Source organism: Candidatus Nitrospira allomarina (assembly GCF_032050975.1).
GTDB classification, from domain to species: Bacteria; Nitrospirota; Nitrospiria; order Nitrospirales; family UBA8639; genus Nitrospira_E; species Nitrospira_E allomarina.
Genome location: NZ_CP116967.1, coordinates 1,178,670 through 1,193,797, shown reverse-complemented (window position 1 = coordinate 1,193,797; position 15,128 = coordinate 1,178,670). Strand labels below are relative to the sequence as shown.

General features: G+C 51.0%; 14 protein-coding genes. 13 read left to right on the top strand and 1 reads right to left on the bottom strand.

All coding sequences use genetic code 11. The features are described from left to right. Nucleotides 1-173 precede the first annotated feature (173 nt). The 5 genes from PP769_RS05180 to PP769_RS05160 all read left to right on the top strand — a co-directional run bounded on the left by PP769_RS05180 (nucleotide 174) and on the right by PP769_RS05160 (nucleotide 6,277). On the top strand, nucleotides 174-644 hold the full coding sequence (locus PP769_RS05180; protein WP_312645850.1) for a cupredoxin domain-containing protein: 471 nt from the start codon (nucleotides 174-176) through the stop codon (nucleotides 642-644). Between the two features lie 80 nt (nucleotides 645-724). Further along, complete coding sequence (locus PP769_RS05175) at nucleotides 725-2,488, top strand: hypothetical protein (protein ID WP_312645849.1); 1,764 nt, start codon at nucleotides 725-727, stop codon at nucleotides 2,486-2,488. 159 nt (nucleotides 2,489-2,647) lie between these two features. Further along, on the top strand, nucleotides 2,648-4,033 hold the full coding sequence (locus PP769_RS05170) for a sigma-54 interaction domain-containing protein (protein ID WP_312645845.1): 1,386 nt from the start codon (nucleotides 2,648-2,650) through the stop codon (nucleotides 4,031-4,033). A 256-nt stretch (nucleotides 4,034-4,289) separates the two neighbouring features. Then, entirely contained in the window at nucleotides 4,290-5,720 is a 1,431-nt protein-coding gene (locus tag PP769_RS05165; RefSeq protein ID WP_312645844.1) for a rhodanese-like domain-containing protein, read from the top strand. A 20-nt stretch (nucleotides 5,721-5,740) separates the two neighbouring features. Next, on the top strand, nucleotides 5,741-6,277 hold the full coding sequence (locus PP769_RS05160) for a rhodanese-like domain-containing protein (protein WP_312645842.1): 537 nt from the start codon (nucleotides 5,741-5,743) through the stop codon (nucleotides 6,275-6,277). A gap of 182 nt (nucleotides 6,278-6,459) precedes the next feature. On the opposite strand, the gene PP769_RS05155 is transcribed toward PP769_RS05160, so the two are convergent. Then, entirely contained in the window at nucleotides 6,460-6,636 is a 177-nt protein-coding gene (locus PP769_RS05155; protein ID WP_312645841.1) for a hypothetical protein, read from the bottom strand. A 52-nt stretch (nucleotides 6,637-6,688) separates the two neighbouring features. Between PP769_RS05155 and PP769_RS05150 the strand changes: the two genes are divergently transcribed. From PP769_RS05150 to PP769_RS05115, 8 genes are all read left to right on the top strand, one after another. After that, entirely contained in the window at nucleotides 6,689-7,219 is a 531-nt protein-coding gene (locus tag PP769_RS05150; protein ID WP_312645840.1) for a DUF1264 domain-containing protein, read from the top strand. A gap of 70 nt (nucleotides 7,220-7,289) precedes the next feature. Further along, nucleotides 7,290-7,760: a c-type cytochrome gene (locus PP769_RS05145; protein WP_312645839.1), complete on the top strand. Its 471-nt coding sequence runs from the start codon at nucleotides 7,290-7,292 to the stop codon at nucleotides 7,758-7,760. Nucleotides 7,761-7,797: 37 nt separating this feature from the next. Continuing rightward, nucleotides 7,798-9,033 (top strand): hypothetical protein, encoded by a 1,236-nt coding sequence (locus PP769_RS05140; RefSeq protein ID WP_312645838.1) that lies wholly within the window; start codon nucleotides 7,798-7,800, stop codon nucleotides 9,031-9,033. A 74-nt stretch (nucleotides 9,034-9,107) separates the two neighbouring features. After that, nucleotides 9,108-9,515, top strand: a complete 408-nt coding sequence (locus tag PP769_RS05135; protein WP_312645837.1) for a hypothetical protein — start codon at nucleotides 9,108-9,110, stop codon at nucleotides 9,513-9,515. Nucleotides 9,516-9,826: 311 nt separating this feature from the next. Continuing rightward, nucleotides 9,827-11,059, top strand: coding sequence for a molybdopterin-dependent oxidoreductase (locus PP769_RS05130; RefSeq protein ID WP_312645836.1), 1,233 nt, complete (start codon nucleotides 9,827-9,829; stop codon nucleotides 11,057-11,059). A gap of 12 nt (nucleotides 11,060-11,071) precedes the next feature. Then, nucleotides 11,072-11,734, top strand: coding sequence for a cytochrome c (locus PP769_RS05125; RefSeq protein WP_312647031.1), 663 nt, complete (start codon nucleotides 11,072-11,074; stop codon nucleotides 11,732-11,734). A 216-nt stretch (nucleotides 11,735-11,950) separates the two neighbouring features. Beyond that, nucleotides 11,951-13,381: a pyruvate kinase gene (gene pyk, locus PP769_RS05120; protein ID WP_312645835.1), complete on the top strand. Its 1,431-nt coding sequence runs from the start codon at nucleotides 11,951-11,953 to the stop codon at nucleotides 13,379-13,381. A gap of 27 nt (nucleotides 13,382-13,408) precedes the next feature. Beyond that, complete coding sequence (locus PP769_RS05115; RefSeq protein WP_312645834.1) at nucleotides 13,409-15,058, top strand: FAD-dependent oxidoreductase; 1,650 nt, start codon at nucleotides 13,409-13,411, stop codon at nucleotides 15,056-15,058. The last annotated feature ends 70 nt before the right edge of the window (nucleotides 15,059-15,128 follow it).

Below are 15,128 nucleotides of genomic sequence, written 5' to 3'. Positions count from 1 at the left end.
GTTTCGGCCCGATCTTAAGATTTCCGCTTTCCTCTACCAAAATCTGTTCCCATTTATACATATTTTCACTTACGGCTGGGCCATCTTTTTCATGAAATTGACGAACAATTCCTCCTGCTCGTTTCGCGCCAGAATCGCCAACCGGTATAATACGCCTAATTATGATGGTCCCCTTGTCCTCTTTCAAATTATTTCAGGCCTGTATTCTGATGCTGGGCCTCACGGTGTTGGCACCTCCAGGCTTGAGTACAGTTCGGGGAGCAACGCCGGTCAGTCTCGCTCCTGCCGCTGATCCCCAGGAAACAGTCGTGACCATCAATATTAAATCCCGGGAATTCAGCCCCAATACCCTTTCAATCACCGTGGGGCAAAAAACCCGGCTGGTCCTCAAAAACTTGGATTCGGAACTGCATGCATTTCTGCCAATCGGCCTACTGACAGACATCCACCTGAATGTCAGCGGAAGTGGTGCTCCACAGTTTTCCAAAGAAGGCCTCAGCCGTGTTTTGCTTCCCACCCGAGGCCAAACCGACATTGTTTTTATCCCATCGCGTCCAGGTACGTTTCCCTATTTTTGCGATTTACCGGGCCATGTGATGCAGGGTACCATCGTGGTGCATAAGAATGAGGGTGTGGTAGATTAGCCAGCTGGATTATGAGGGACATTCCCCTCTCTGCTACACAAAATCATTAACCAAGCATGTTTGAGGAGGAGTTTGGTTCCATGAGTATTGTTCGTCGTCAACCAATTATGACAAATACCCTGCAACCTGAGGCAGATCATCGTCTCGGGTCCCCTGTTCACCGGATGTGGCCTACGCTTAAACGGGTGGGCCTCCTGTGCGGTTCTGTGCTTTTGGCCTCCACTCATGTGTGGGCCGCAGAGCCAGCCTCCGTCAATGAGGAAGCCTTGCTCTCCACGGTTCGGGAATATGCCAATGCGGTCGGAAAGGGGGATCAAGTCGCGGCCGGCCAACGGGATTTTGTGTGCTTACATCAGATGGCTCAACAGCAGTTGTTTTCAAACGGGAACTTTCCCGACCCGTCAAACCCCATCTATGAATGGTGTGACCAGCGTCGGCAGGAGGCCCACCAACGAGCCATTCAACAAAATGACCGGGCATTAGATAATGTCTGGCCTGGACCGGGGAAACTGGTCGATTTTTCGGATTTCGAACGATTTTTTATTGCGGAGACGCTTAATCAGCAATTGGCTCCATCGTTTTTCGTCATGCAGGCCATTGCCGTCCAAGAACCAACAACCCCATTTATTATTGAGGCCGTGGAATCGGGAACCCTGCCCCATGCCTCATTTCCTTCTCCAGATGAATCCAGAGTGGTAGCCGCACCCACAGCCTTTCTCACCACCCAGGTATCCTATCCGAATGCCTTGACGGCACCCATCGCCAATGCTCCCGGTGCCGAGGATTGGGCCGTTCCCTACAAAAAAGCCCAGCGAGTCGTAAAATCCGTCAACGTGAAGTGGGTCGTGCTTTCAGATCTGAAACAATTGGGTTTTCCTACGGATCGTGCCGTGCTGGATCTGGTTCTCGATGGCCCCCGTGGCACCACCATTCCATTCGTCGTAGACCCGGGTGGCTATGTTCCGCGCTCAACAGAATGGTTTGGCCTACCGGAGAGCCTGGCGGCCATCCAAACAGGCATTCAACAGGCCCAAGCCGCACCGACCAGACTGGAATCCGTAATGAGACTGAACCGGGTTTTGCTGATTGGCCCGTCCCACAAACCCGCACTGGAAGTTTTTTCAGATCAACTGTACAAAGGGTTTCTGGATTATGGAGGTCGTTTGAACGGCCTTCAATTGGGTGATGAGCGTCTGGCCCAACGGTTCAACGAACTGTATTGGACGGTGCAATCCCAAACCGATCGATTTGATCTCTCTCTGGGAATGGAAATAGGCGGGAAGTCTGAGCCGATGCCAGCCGATTATCTCTATCGAATGATCCCGGTGATGGAGGCATTAGCATCTCTGGAGCCCGGTGATTTCAACAACCGGATTCGATTGTCCTCGACCTACCGGTGGACGAACGATCAAATGGCGGCCCTGTCCGCTCCACAGGAATTATTGACTGAGGTGCCAGCCGAACAGGAAGAGCTTCGCGCACAGGTGCTCTTAGAGTTGGCTTGGGCCCGCATCGGAAAAGTGGCCTGGAATCGGCACTTTGACGATCCCGATATTCAGAGAGGTTATGAGGCGGCCCAGAAAGCTTTTGAGCTCACAAAAGATCCGCTCAACAAATTTACGGCAGCCTATGCGATGGCCTATAGCCTGGCGTTTCACGTTCCCCGTGACAATCAGGCGATGCTGGGTCTCCTGCAACAGGCCCGTGACTGGTTTGAGAAAACTCCCGGCTCAAGCCCGCAAAGCTGGGCGTATATGTTGCACAACGATACACTGAAGGGGTTAGTCGAGAATGACCCTGCCTTCAAGTCCTTGCTGGCGGCACAGTTAGAACCTACAAAATAGGTGTGTGAGGCCTTATGAAATTACGGACAAACTAACGACTACGCAAGGCTGGAGAATGGTATTGTCTCAATGAACGTTCTCCAGCCTTCTTGGTTCACCTACCCTCTTTTTTTCAACCCGCTCAATCTCATCCTGTGAACTCCCTTTGAATCACAAACCATGGAGCTAGATTTCCGGAAAAATCCCGCCATCCTCAGCAACATGGTAGACGTCATGGCGGATGGCGTATTTACGGTCGATGCTAAAGGTCACATTGTAGCCTGGAGCACCGGGGCAGCTCGCATTACGGGATATTCCAGCCAGGATATCCTGGGAAAATCCTGTCATATCTTAGAAGGTCAAAATTGTAAGGGCTTTCGTATCCTGACAGAATTTTTGGACAACCCCACCCCGTATCCTTGGGGCATCTGCAACCAGGAATGCAAAGTGCTGGGGAAAGACGGCCGCGAACTCTACCTCTTCGGCAATGTCTCGATCATCCGGGATGAACAAGGCCAGGTGGGGGGCGCTGTCGGAACCTTTACCGACCTCACCTCATTTATTTTAAATAACCAAAAAATTGCCGTGCTGGAGGAACAGGCAAAATCCCGTGAGTCCTTTCAACAGCTCATCGGGAAAAGCCCGGCGATGCAAGAGGTGTTTCGCCGGCTCCGACTGGCTGCCCAAAGCGATGTCACGGTATTGCTCACCGGGGAATCCGGCACAGGAAAAGAACTCGCGGCCCGGGCCATTCACACCCTAAGTGATCGAAACGATAAACCGTTTTTCGCCATCAATTGCTCGGCGATTCCAGAAACCTTGCTGGAAAGTGAACTCTTCGGGCATGTGAAGGGGGCGTTCACCGGAGCCATACGCGATAAAATCGGGGTCTTTCAAGCCGCCGACGGTGGCACGTTATTTTTGGATGAAATCGGAGATACCAGCCCTCTCCTGCAATTAAAATTGCTCAGGGTCCTGCAGGAAAGCGAAATACGCCGGGTTGGAGATGACCGGGGCATGCGGGTCGATGTCCGTCTCATTACGGCCACCAATCGGGATTTGAAAGCCCTTATGGCAGAAGGCACGGTGCGGGAGGACTTTTATTATCGGATTCATGTGTTCGAGATTACCCTTCCACCCTTGAGGGCCAGACGAGAAGACATTCCTCTCCTGGTTCACCATTTCATGGCGGCCTACTCCAAGACATTTGGTCGCGAAATAGGAGACATTGCCCAGGATGCCCTGCAACGGTTAACTGACTATAAATGGCCCGGCAATGTCCGTGAATTAAAAAATGCGATCGAACACGCCTTCGTCACCGTTAATGGTGATTGCCTCACCCTGTGGGACCTCCCTTCAGAAGTTCAGAGTCTTCTAAGGTCCCGAAGCCCCAAGCCCCTCTCAGCCAACACGGAGCCCTCCCTTCCACCGGAGGAGGAAGCTCGTATTGCGGAAGCTCTCCAGCAGACCAGAGGCAACAAAACAGAAGCTGCCAAACTACTTGGAGTAAGTCGAGTCACCCTCTGGAAGAAAATCAAACAACTCCAGCCCCCTCCCAAGGCTTAAACAAACCGCTAATACGTTAACTTAACAGTTAGCGCATTCTGTTCAGTTTACGGCCACATCCAGGCTTCCCATATTTTCATTTCTCCATTAACACCTTGATTTTGTTGAAAGTTATTTCATACGCCCGCGAAACATAACCTGGCACAATCCCTGCTTAACTGTATTCAACGAAAGGGAAATTAAAGGAACTTTTCGAAAAGAGATCAGTCGATTTTGACCAATGCTCCTTTTCAAGAAGGAGAGGAGGGTATGCATCATGATTGTGAAACAATTTTATTTGAGTTGTTTGGCTCATGCCTCTTACATGATTGGCGATAACAAAACCTCAACCGCTGTGGTCGTGGATCCTCAACGGGACATCGAGCAATATCTTCAAGAGGCCCGACGCCACGATTGGAAGATCCGTTATGTGTTTCTCACCCACTTCCATGCAGACTTTTTAGCCGGGCACCTGGAACTCCAACGACAAACCGGCGCTGAAATCTGCCTGGGCGCCAAAGCCAAGACCGACTTCCCCATTCGAAACTTTCGGGACAAAGAGGCTCTTGAGTTCGGGTCTGTGCGCATTCAGGTGTTAGAAACCCCGGGGCATACCCCGGAAAGTATTTCGCTTGCCGTCTACGACCTGGACAAGAGCACGGACCATCCGCATTGCGTGCTGACGGGAGATACTTTGTTTATTGGCGATGTGGGCAGACCGGATCTTATGGCCTCCATTGGTGTCACCGCCGAAGAGTTAGGGGGGCAATTATTCGATTCGCTCCGAAATACACTCATGCGTCTTCCCGATGAAACCCTGGTCTATCCTGCCCACGGAGCGGGATCCATGTGCGGGAAAAATTTAAGCAACGACACGGTGTCCACATTGGGCAGGCAGCGATGGGAAAACTATGCACTTCAACCCATGTCGAAAGAAAAATTTATTGAATTGGTTACGGCTGATCAACCGGAAGCGCCTTCGTACTTTGGCTATGACGCAAGAATGAATAGGGAACAGCATCCTGTTCTGAATGATGTGGTGCGGAACAGCCTCGCTCCTCTTTCTCTCCAAGCGCTCTTAGATCATCAGAAGAATGGAGCTCAAGTCCTTGATGTCAGAAATGCCATTGAGTATGCGGGAGGGCACCTGAAGGGGAGTCTCAACATTGGATTAGGAGGAAAGTTTGCGACCTGGGCCGGAACACTTCTGACACCCAAATCCTCCATCGTCATCATTGCAGAGCCTGGATATGAAAAGGAGGCAATTCAACGATTAGGCCGCATCGGATTTGACCGCGTCCTGGGCTACCTGAAGGGTGGCATGCAATCCCTTGAGGTGAACCCGGATGTGGTCCAAAAAGTCCAACGCATCACCGCTCAGGGACTTGCGGAACGACTAACGGCCTCTCATCCCCCCATGGTCGTCGACGTGAGATCGCCCAGAGAGTGGGAGTCCGGGCATATTGACGGAAGCCTCAATATCCCTTTGCCTCACCTGGCCGAACAGGTTCAGAACATCCCTGCAGATATCCCGGTGGTGGTTCATTGCGCCAGTGGATATCGGTCATCTACCGCCATAGGGATATTGGAACAAGCCGGACGAACCCAAACCATGGATCTGGTCGGTGGGTATGACGCCTGGCTCACCACCTGGAGTCATCCACGCCAAAAGGTTCAATCCCAAGCCATATCCGCATGCGCGAAATAAACGGACAAGGAGGAGACCCAATGAACACCTTCGCAATAGATCAAGAAGCAAAATCGGGAATGAGTAAGAACAATCAGCTGCCCTCTTCTTCCTTGAAGGATCCCCTGTATATCGATGTCAGGACACCACAAGAGTTTGAAGGTATGCATATCCCAGATGCTCGAAATATTCCTCTACCGGATTTACATCGATATGTAAGCGAACTGAAAACCCTCTCCCGTGAGCACCGCATTCTGTTGATCTGCCGAACACAGAACCGGGTGAAGATTGCCTACGAATATTTAACTAACCAAGGGATAACGAATTGCGGCATTCTGGAAGGAGGAATCACTGCCTGGGTTAATCAGGGCAAACCTGTCGTCCGTGGACAACAACGAATTTCCCTTGAAGGACAAGTACGCGCCATCGCAGGAGGATTGATTCTCGTGGGGGTAGCATTGGGCCTGACAGTTCATTCAGGATTCCTTCTCCTCCCAACATTTGTAGGGGCTGGACTTCTCCATGCAGGACTCACGGACTCCTGTCTAATGGGAATGCTCTTGAGCAAGCTGCCCTAAAACCGGATCCGAAATTAAATGGTTCTACATGATATTTTGTCATCATTTCCATGTTAAAAAGTTTGGGCACATCATACCCAAAAAGATGTCAGGTGAGTCGGATAAAAAGTGATTTGACTGGGTATGCAATAAAGCTATGGCTAATAGCTATCGTTATTGGCTTAACCTCAACCGCCCAAGCCTCAGGAGAAACTTGGCGATATGAGACCTTCCAATGGCATGATTTTGACGGCAGCCACGTTGAGCGACATCAGGGAAGCCAACTGGACAAGCCGTTCGGCATTATGAGCCTTGGCGTCAAATAATGGTCGTTCATAGAACTCCATGGTAGTATGCGGCGAATTTACCCCGGTTCCCAAGACCTTTCACCTGGTTGAAGGGTTATTACTGATCAACATAAAGGAGGTTGCCATGCAGCGTTCAATCCGTTCCTTTTTACTGTTAGGGGTTTTTAGTCTATTGGCCATGGGGTGTATGACCACTCCAGCCATGAGCGAGGGGGGTGCGCCTGCCCCGGGCCCTGCCCAAGGATATGATATCCATGTGCAAGCTCCTCACTTGATGCCGGATGGGACGCCAGGTGGACCCTATCACCACTATTGCAAAGGGATTAATGACAAGATCTTGCAATGTCTCCTCTTTGAAACCACGGACGCCAATGCCCCTCTTGTGGCCATTGAATATTTCGTATCCAAGGATCTTTCCCGAACCTTGCCCTTGATCCAATGGCATCGGTTTTTCCATGACCATAAACAAGAAATTGCTACAGGCCGCGTACAAATTTTAGATATTGATGATCCGGAAAAGGTCAAAGCCATTGCCGAAGCCGCGTCAAAGACCGACGGAGTCATTTACCATCTATGGCAAAAGGGGAAAGATTTCCCGGACGGAACAGTAACCTACCCGCAATCTCTCGGGCATATCTTTAATCAACCGGAATAATACGAGATCGTCCCGGAGGTTCCCTTCTGGAATCTCCGGGACCTGTCATTAAATTGGAAGGGCATTGATCTTGAACCTGCTTAAGGATAATTTCCAGATTGTGTCGGCTGTTTTTGTTGCGGGGACACTCGGAATTGGTCTCGCGCATGCCGCCGATTTAGAAGTATTGAAACCCAGGGTTCCTCCTGAACAGATCCAAGAAGCCCGAGTGAGAATGAATTCTTTCCCTTCAACCCCAGAAAATATTGAGAAGGGCAAACGCATTTTTCACGGGAAAGCATTTTGCGTCACCTGTCATGGGCCAGAAGGCAAAGGCCTGGGTGACATTCCCGGCCTTCGAGGCAAGCTTCCACGAAACTTTACAGATAAGACCTGGCAGGCAGTTCGCACGGATGGGGAACTCTTTTGGATTTTGCAAAACGGCAGCCCGGGTACGGATATGGCTTCATTCATCCCACTGGTCTTGACAGAAGAAGAAGCTTGGCTTGTGATATTGTATGTGAGATCATTTGGAACTGGCACCGAATCAAACGGGAAATAGCATACGTTCCTGTCACTCACGCACAAAGGAGGCCACCATGATGAAGAAAAACTTTTTAAAGTTTGGAATCATTTTGGGCTTTGTTATGGGCTGGGGCATTCACTCCGTGGGAGCCTATGAAGTGTGGGTGGCCGACCAGTCCGACACGGCGAAAGAGAGTGGCGGCTTCCTGTATGTGTATGATGGTGCGCAACTTTCCGCTGACCCTGCCAAGACCAAACCAACCCTCACCCTAGACGTGGCCAAAGAGATCAATGATTTCTGCCAGAAGTCTACACAGAAAAATGTTCGACGACCTCATATGATCTTTGTCACCAAAGATCAGAAGCACGCCCTTATATCATTTCTAACCGGTCATGTGCTTGTTATGGACACGGCGTCCAAAAAACCCGTCGCATGCGTCTCGACGGGAAAGAACGTGCATGCAGCCTGGCCCACTCCGAATCAATCCATGGCGATCGCCGCCAACATTGCCGAGAAGAAACTGATCCGGATTTGGACCAACTATCAAGAGGGGACCTTTTCCTCTGACCCCGAAAAAGATGTCCTGGATTTGCAAGCACTAGAAAGTGGAGAACGGCCGGATAATGCCCCCATTTGCCCGATTACGGATGACACGAGCACCTATGCCTTTGTCACGTTGCGGGGAGGGGGACTATTGGTGGTCAACGTCAAGGAATCACCCATGAGCGTCACCACCACCTTGACGAATAATGAAATTCATCCCGCGGGCTGCGGCGGTTATCAAATCGGTAACACAATGTATTTAAATTCTGGTGGCGGATGGCCCATCGCGCCGCTTTCCTACGATGTCTATGCTGTCGGTCTTTCGGGCCTTCCAGACTCGGTCTCAGCCAAATTGATGTCTTCCCGCGACACATCATTTTCGGATTCACACGGACTTTGGGGCATTGGGCGCTATCTCTGGAATGTGGATCGCGCAGGGAACATGATTGAGATATTTGATTCGATCTCCAATTTCAGTGTGGGGACAATTCAGCTCGTCAGCACACAGAGCGATGATCCTGCCCCGGACCTCATTGATTTTTCTCCAGACGGCAATTATGCTTTTGTAAACTTGCGAGGACCGAATCCCTTGACCGGAAATCACAAGGATGTCAATAATGCGAAAGGGTCCACGCCTGGAGTGGCTGTGATAAAAGTCTTACATGCCGGGAAAGGTGGTGAATTGATAGGTATTACCCCTCTTACCAATATGGTGGAAGGGAAGGAAACAGCGGATCCGCATGGCCTTGCGGTTGTTCATCCCTAATTGTTCCGTTCGCGAGCATGGCCTCCTCCAGAGGCCATGCTCCGGACCACATCTAGGAAGGAGGACTTAGCGTTATGACGGTTATGCCTCTAGTCGCTCTTGCAACCTGGTTAGCGTTCACCTCAGTTGAATCCTCTGCCCCCCTACCTCCCTTCTCCCTCCCCCCGGAACCTGACGAAAGTACGCGTATCGATGAAATCTACGACCAGGAATCTCGCCTGCTGCTATCCCTGTATTCCTTGAAAGGGAATGGGAAAGCCGATTACGTCACTGGACGGACCGTCGAACAACATGTGCGAAGCACCTATGGCAATCCCGTGTACTACACGTTAGAGTTTCCCATTTTTTACTGGTGGAACCATACGATGTTTAATGACCCGTTTGTCGATGGTGTCAACGGCAACGAACAGGTCTATCAGGAAGAAACCGATTTTGACGTGAGCCGATACAAACCTTGTGTCTTTAACGGACAACCCTGTTAGAAAAGCGGCTTCACCAGCAGGGTCTCTTCCCTCAATTGTCCATCTGGTCCCTGACAGATCAAGGAAGGACTCCGCCTTCCCCAAATCCCTCATTTCGGATGAATGATCTGTACCATAGTCAACTGTATTGGATTATGAAAATGGGAACCCGGGAACGAACATGATGCTGTTTTGCGGAATGCCTGATGACCGGATACGGGAAGTGAGGCAGTCAATTCGTGCCTTCGCAACACGAACGATAAATGTGAAGGACTGATTTGTACGATGCGAGGCTTTATGGTTTATTTGGGAGAAACACGGTAGATTGACTTATGAATAAAAGAAAGCCGGGTATAGACCGTCGACAGTTATTGAAGGGGAGCCTGGCTCTGGGGTTGGCAAGCCTACTCACCCCTAGAGGCACCTGGGCCAACGATTCCCCGGCGGTTACTCTTCCTTTCGAACGGGGTCGCCGTCCATTGGTGGCTTTTCCACAGAAGCGGCCCCTGATGGTGATGACCACAAGACCTCCTCAATTGGAAACCCCCTTTCATATTTTTAATGAAGACATCTTCACGCCCAATGATGCATTTTTTGTTCGGTGGCATCTCGCCAATATCCCTCGGGAAATTGACGTGAACACCTTTCGGCTGACTATTCACGGTCAAGTCAATCAATCCCTATCATTGAGCCTTCATGAATTACACACTCAATTCGAGCAAGTCGAAATTGCCGCCGTCTGCCAATGTTCTGGCAATAGTCGCGGGTTTTTTCAACCACGCGTACCCGGGGGACAGTGGGGGAATGGGGCAATGGGAAATGCCAATTGGAAGGGAATCAGACTCCGTGATCTTCTGCACAGGGCGGGGATAGAAGCCGATGCGGTGCAGGTGAGGTTCGATGGCCTGGACCTACCCGTCGCACCAGCCACAGCGGACTTTCGAAAATCTCTGGCCCTTGATGATGCGCTCCAGGAAGAAGTGTTGGTCGCTCACTCCATGAACGGGGAGGCCCTCCCTATGCTGAACGGCTTTCCCCTTCGGCTCGTGGTGCCTGGCTGGTATGCCACTTATTGGGTGAAGATGCTGAATGATATTGAAGTGCTCAATCAGGCGGATCAAAATTTTTGGACGACCCATGCCTATCGCTTGCCGGCTAATCCTTGTCACTGCGTAAATCCAGGAGAGTCCTTAACGGATACCGTGCCCATGGGCAAAATGCCCGTTCGTTCCTTTATCACCAATCTGGAGGAGGGTCGAACCATACCCGGAGGGGCACCTTGTACCATTTCAGGTATAGCCTTTGATCAGGGCCATGGCATTGATCGCGTCCTGGTCTCCGTGGATGGAGGACAGCAATGGCAATCCGCCCGATTAGGAAAGGATTATGGCGATTTCAGCTTCCGCCCCTGGGAAGCCCAATTTATTCCGAAGCCCGGGCATGCGTATGCACTGCAATCACTGGCCATCAATCGGATTGGAGAATCACAGCGGTTCAGTGCCCGATGGAATCCAAACGGATATCTTCGCAATGTGGTCGAAACGGTGAATATTCAAGCTGGCTGAGGCTAACTCGTGATGCGTGTTTGCATGTTCTTTCTCGTGTTTCTGTGGGTTACAGGACTTGCGTGGGGGCTTGCGACCCCTGACCATGGAAGAGAACAGGAGTCCATTCTCAATCTTCCTCCTGATCCGATATCGTTTCAACCGGGCACTGGGAGTGCCATTGCAAGCCGGTACTGCCTCATGTGTCATTCGGCAGAGTACGTGTATACGCAACCACCTCATACCCCTGAGCATTGGATGGAAATCGTCAACAAAATGAAAGCATCCTTTGGCTGTCCAATCTCGAATGAGGACATGGCTCCATTGATCGACTACTTGGTGACGCAAAATTCACTTCAGCCTTCACCTTCTGTGGCTACCGCTCAGCATGACGACCAGAAGGAAACACCCTATCAATCCCCCACTCACGCTGGCGATTCCCAAAAAGGGAAAGCCATCTATGCACGATACTGTGTGACGTGTCATGGACCTGGCGGCAAAGGGGATGGCCCCATTGGACAGGCCCTGATTCCCCCAGCCGCCAACCTCACGTTACTCGGCAAGCAATCAGATACCACCATTCTTGCCACGCTTCGCAACGGCCGACCGGGAACAGCCATGCCTGCATGGAAGAACGATCTGAATGCATTAGAGTTGAATCATCTTCTTTCATTTCTTCGAACGTTAACTCCATAACCACAATGAACTCTGGGAGCCCGGCTATTAGGCCATTCCATCAGCGGGAGAATCTCTTTCTTGGGTTTCCCCAAATACACAAATATTTCCCATTCAATGCTCCATGAAACCTGAGAAAAAACCCCGGGAAATTTTTGGTAGTTGCGGTCACAAGGGGTCCTGCTTCCCCCACCAATATCTGCTAGAACACCTTTAACCGATCTTGAGACCATTCCCATGCGCCATGTCAAAATTGTAGCCACGATTGGCCCTGCGACTTCATCGCAAGATTGCTTGAAACAACTCCTCCATGCCGGAGTCAATGTCGCCAGGTTTAACATGTCCCATGGAACCGCTGACTGGCATAGGGCAACGATCCAACGCCTTCGAAGTCTTGCTATTGAAGAAAAAACTCCACTCGCCATCCTCGTAGACCTGGCAGGTCCAAAGATCCGTCTGGGGGACCTCCCAAACGAAGGAACCGTCCTGAAGAAAGGGCGGGATATTATTCTGATGGCGAAGTCAGATCAAAACTCAAGGCACAACCAATCGGGGGATACCCTGCCGGTTAATCTTTCCCATTTTCCGGATCGAATGAAACCAGGTCAAATCGTTTTAATTGATGACGGAAATATGTCCCTCACCGTGGAAAAACAAGAAATTGACCGACTGATCTGCAAAGTCCTGGTGGGAGGCCAGGTCACCTCACATAAAGGTGTCAATTTCCCTGGCCTCCGACTCGACATTCCGGGATTTACGGAGAAAGACGCCGACGATCTTCAAGTGGCCATCGACGTTCAAGCCGATTATGTTGCCCTTTCTTTTGTTCGAAGTCCCCAGGATATTCACACACTCCAAACGGCTTTGGCTGATCGATCAGCACTGATTCCTGTCATTGCTAAAATCGAAAGACCTGAAGCCCTGACCTGTCTCGATGAAATCCTTGATGCCGCAGATGGAGTGATGGTCGCCAGAGGTGACTTGGCGTTGGAAATAAGTCCGGAAGAAGTCCCCCTCCTGCAAAAGCAGATCATCGCCCAGGCCAATCGTATGGGAAAACCTGTAATAACAGCCACACAAATGCTGGAATCGATGACTCGAAATTCTTCGCCCACTCGCGCCGAAGCGTCGGATGTGGCGAACGCCGTGCTAGACGGGACGGATGCCGTCATGTTGTCGGCCGAAACGTCCACGGGAAATTTTCCACTCGAATCGGTCCAGGTCATGGATCGGATTATTCGACAAACGGAAAAGGAACTTTTTCGTCGAAGCCAAAACCTCCTTTCGCCTAAAGAAACCCTGCGTTCGACTCCGGAAGCGATTTGTGAGGCTGCCGTCTCTCTTGCAACATCTGTTGGCGCCCAAGCCATCGTGGTCTTCACCGATTCCGGCCATACAGCCATGCTATTGGCCCGCCATCGACCGACGATCCAGATTATCGCACTGACTCCCTCCCCAACCGTTACCCGTCAATTAATTTTGGTATGGGGCATTGTCTCGTGTGTCTTTCCTCAAATTGATGCCACTGATGAACGCATCACTTCCGCCCAGGATCACCTCAAAACCCTCGGCCTGCTTCATGAAGGCCGGCTCATTGTCATCGTCACCGGGGAACGCCTGGGACATTCCTTCGGAACCAATATCATCAAAGCCCATTTGGTCGTCTAAATTTTTGCCGGGAGAACGTTGCGAGCCATGTCCCTCAACATCATCATTGTCGGTGGAGTGGCCGGCGGGGCGAGCGCGGCCGCTAAGGCGCGCCGAACCAACGAAGCAGCACATATTGAGATGTATGAAAAGGGGCCCTATGTATCCTTTGCCAACTGTGGTCTCCCGTATTATGTGGGAAAGACCATTCCGGATCGTGATGACCTTCTGGTCCAAACCCCGGAGCGGTTTTGGAAACGATTCAGGGTCAAGGTCCACGTGTTACACGAAGTCCTTCACATAGACCGAACGGCGAAATGCGTACAGGTAAAAAACTTGGTGACTCTAGAAATCACTTCTCACTCCTATGACACACTCATTCTGGCACCCGGTGCCGGGGCAATCATGCCCGATATACCTGGGATTCACGCCAGGAATATCTTTACCGTTAAAACCGTTCCTGACTCTGATGCCATTAAAACCTTTCTCGCCAGCCAGCCTTCTCAGCAGGCCTTGGTTATTGGAGGAGGGTTTATTGGACTGGAAACGGCCGAAGCCCTGATGGGTCTTGGATTGGCCGTGACGATCATAGAAAAAGCCCCTCAAATTCTGCCTTCTTTTGATCAGGACATGGCCACTTTGGTCGCACATCACCTCCAAGAAAAAGAAGCGAAGATTATTGCGGGTGACGGGATCAACGGATTTCGGCAGGAGGGAGACCTCGCAAAAGAAGCCCAATTGGAAAGTGGAACACGGCTGCCGATGGACCTCGCCATTCTTTCGATCGGCATCAGACCAGAACTCAAGCTTGCCAGAGGGGCGGGCCTTAAAATCGGGTCAGCCGGAGGCATTGCCGTGAATACACGACAGCAAACCTCTGACCCTAATATTTATGCAGCGGGTGATGCGGTCGAAACGCTGCATCTGGTGACTGGCCAACACGCAAGAATTTCTTTAGCCGGCCCCGCCAATAAGCAGGGGAGGGTCGCTGGAGCCAATGCTGCCGGCGGTGACCTACAGTTTCATGGTGCACTGGGAACGGCGATTGTTGAAAGCATGGGCATCGCCGCTGCCAAAACGGGATTAAGCGCACACGAAGCCGAGGCCTATGGGTTGAATTATTTCGTTTCCCTCACCCACCCCTTGGATCACGCAGAGTATTATCCTGGAGCAGAAGCGCTGCACATGAAATTAGTCGTCGAGCAACAGACGGGGAAATTGTTAGGTGCTCAAATTGTGGGTGATCAGGGCGTCGATAAACGCATTGATGTGTTGGCCACCGCCATACATGCCAAATTGAACGTCCAGGATTTGGAACAATTGGATTTGGCCTATGCCCCTCAATTTAATTCGGCCAAAGGACCAGTCATTATGGCAGGTTTCGTCGCCGCCAATACGCTACGAGGTGAGGTCAACACGCTCACGGGCAAAGAATTACTGAAGAAATTAGAAACGAATCCTGCTCTCCAATTATTAGATGTCCGGACCACGGACGAATATCAAGAAGCTCACATTCCCCATGCCCGCATTCCCGTGGATGAACTGAGAGATCATCTTCAGCAACTGGATCCCTCTCAGGAAACCGTCGTCTATTGTCGTGTCGGATTACGCGGGTATCTCGCCGCACGCATTCTCCTCCAGCATGGCTTCACCCATGTATTCAACCTCACCGGTGGCTATTCAAGCTTCCCTCACTAACATTCGATTCCTCTCAATCCAAGTAAACCAGTAAAACTTTGAAAGCTGGACCGGTGAACGTGTTAACTCC

Bases quoted from the DNA above. Each gene is read 5' to 3' on its own strand.
- PP769_RS05175 (WP_312645849.1), top strand. From the start codon at position 725: ATGAGTATTGTTCGTCGTCAACCAATTATGACAAATACCCTGCAACCT.
- PP769_RS05170 (WP_312645845.1), top strand. From the start codon at position 2,648: ATGGAGCTAGATTTCCGGAAAAATCCCGCCATCCTCAGCAACATGGTA.
- PP769_RS05165 (WP_312645844.1), top strand. From the start codon at position 4,290: ATGATTGTGAAACAATTTTATTTGAGTTGTTTGGCTCATGCCTCTTAC.
- PP769_RS05160 (WP_312645842.1), top strand. From the start codon at position 5,741: ATGAACACCTTCGCAATAGATCAAGAAGCAAAATCGGGAATGAGTAAG.
- PP769_RS05150 (WP_312645840.1), top strand. From the start codon at position 6,689: ATGCAGCGTTCAATCCGTTCCTTTTTACTGTTAGGGGTTTTTAGTCTA.
- PP769_RS05140 (WP_312645838.1), top strand. From the start codon at position 7,798: ATGATGAAGAAAAACTTTTTAAAGTTTGGAATCATTTTGGGCTTTGTT.
- PP769_RS05135 (WP_312645837.1), top strand. From the start codon at position 9,108: ATGACGGTTATGCCTCTAGTCGCTCTTGCAACCTGGTTAGCGTTCACC.
- PP769_RS05130 (WP_312645836.1), top strand. From the start codon at position 9,827: ATGAATAAAAGAAAGCCGGGTATAGACCGTCGACAGTTATTGAAGGGG.
- PP769_RS05125 (WP_312647031.1), top strand. From the start codon at position 11,072: ATGCGTGTTTGCATGTTCTTTCTCGTGTTTCTGTGGGTTACAGGACTT.
- pyk (WP_312645835.1), top strand. From the start codon at position 11,951: ATGCGCCATGTCAAAATTGTAGCCACGATTGGCCCTGCGACTTCATCG.
- PP769_RS05115 (WP_312645834.1), top strand. From the start codon at position 13,409: ATGTCCCTCAACATCATCATTGTCGGTGGAGTGGCCGGCGGGGCGAGC.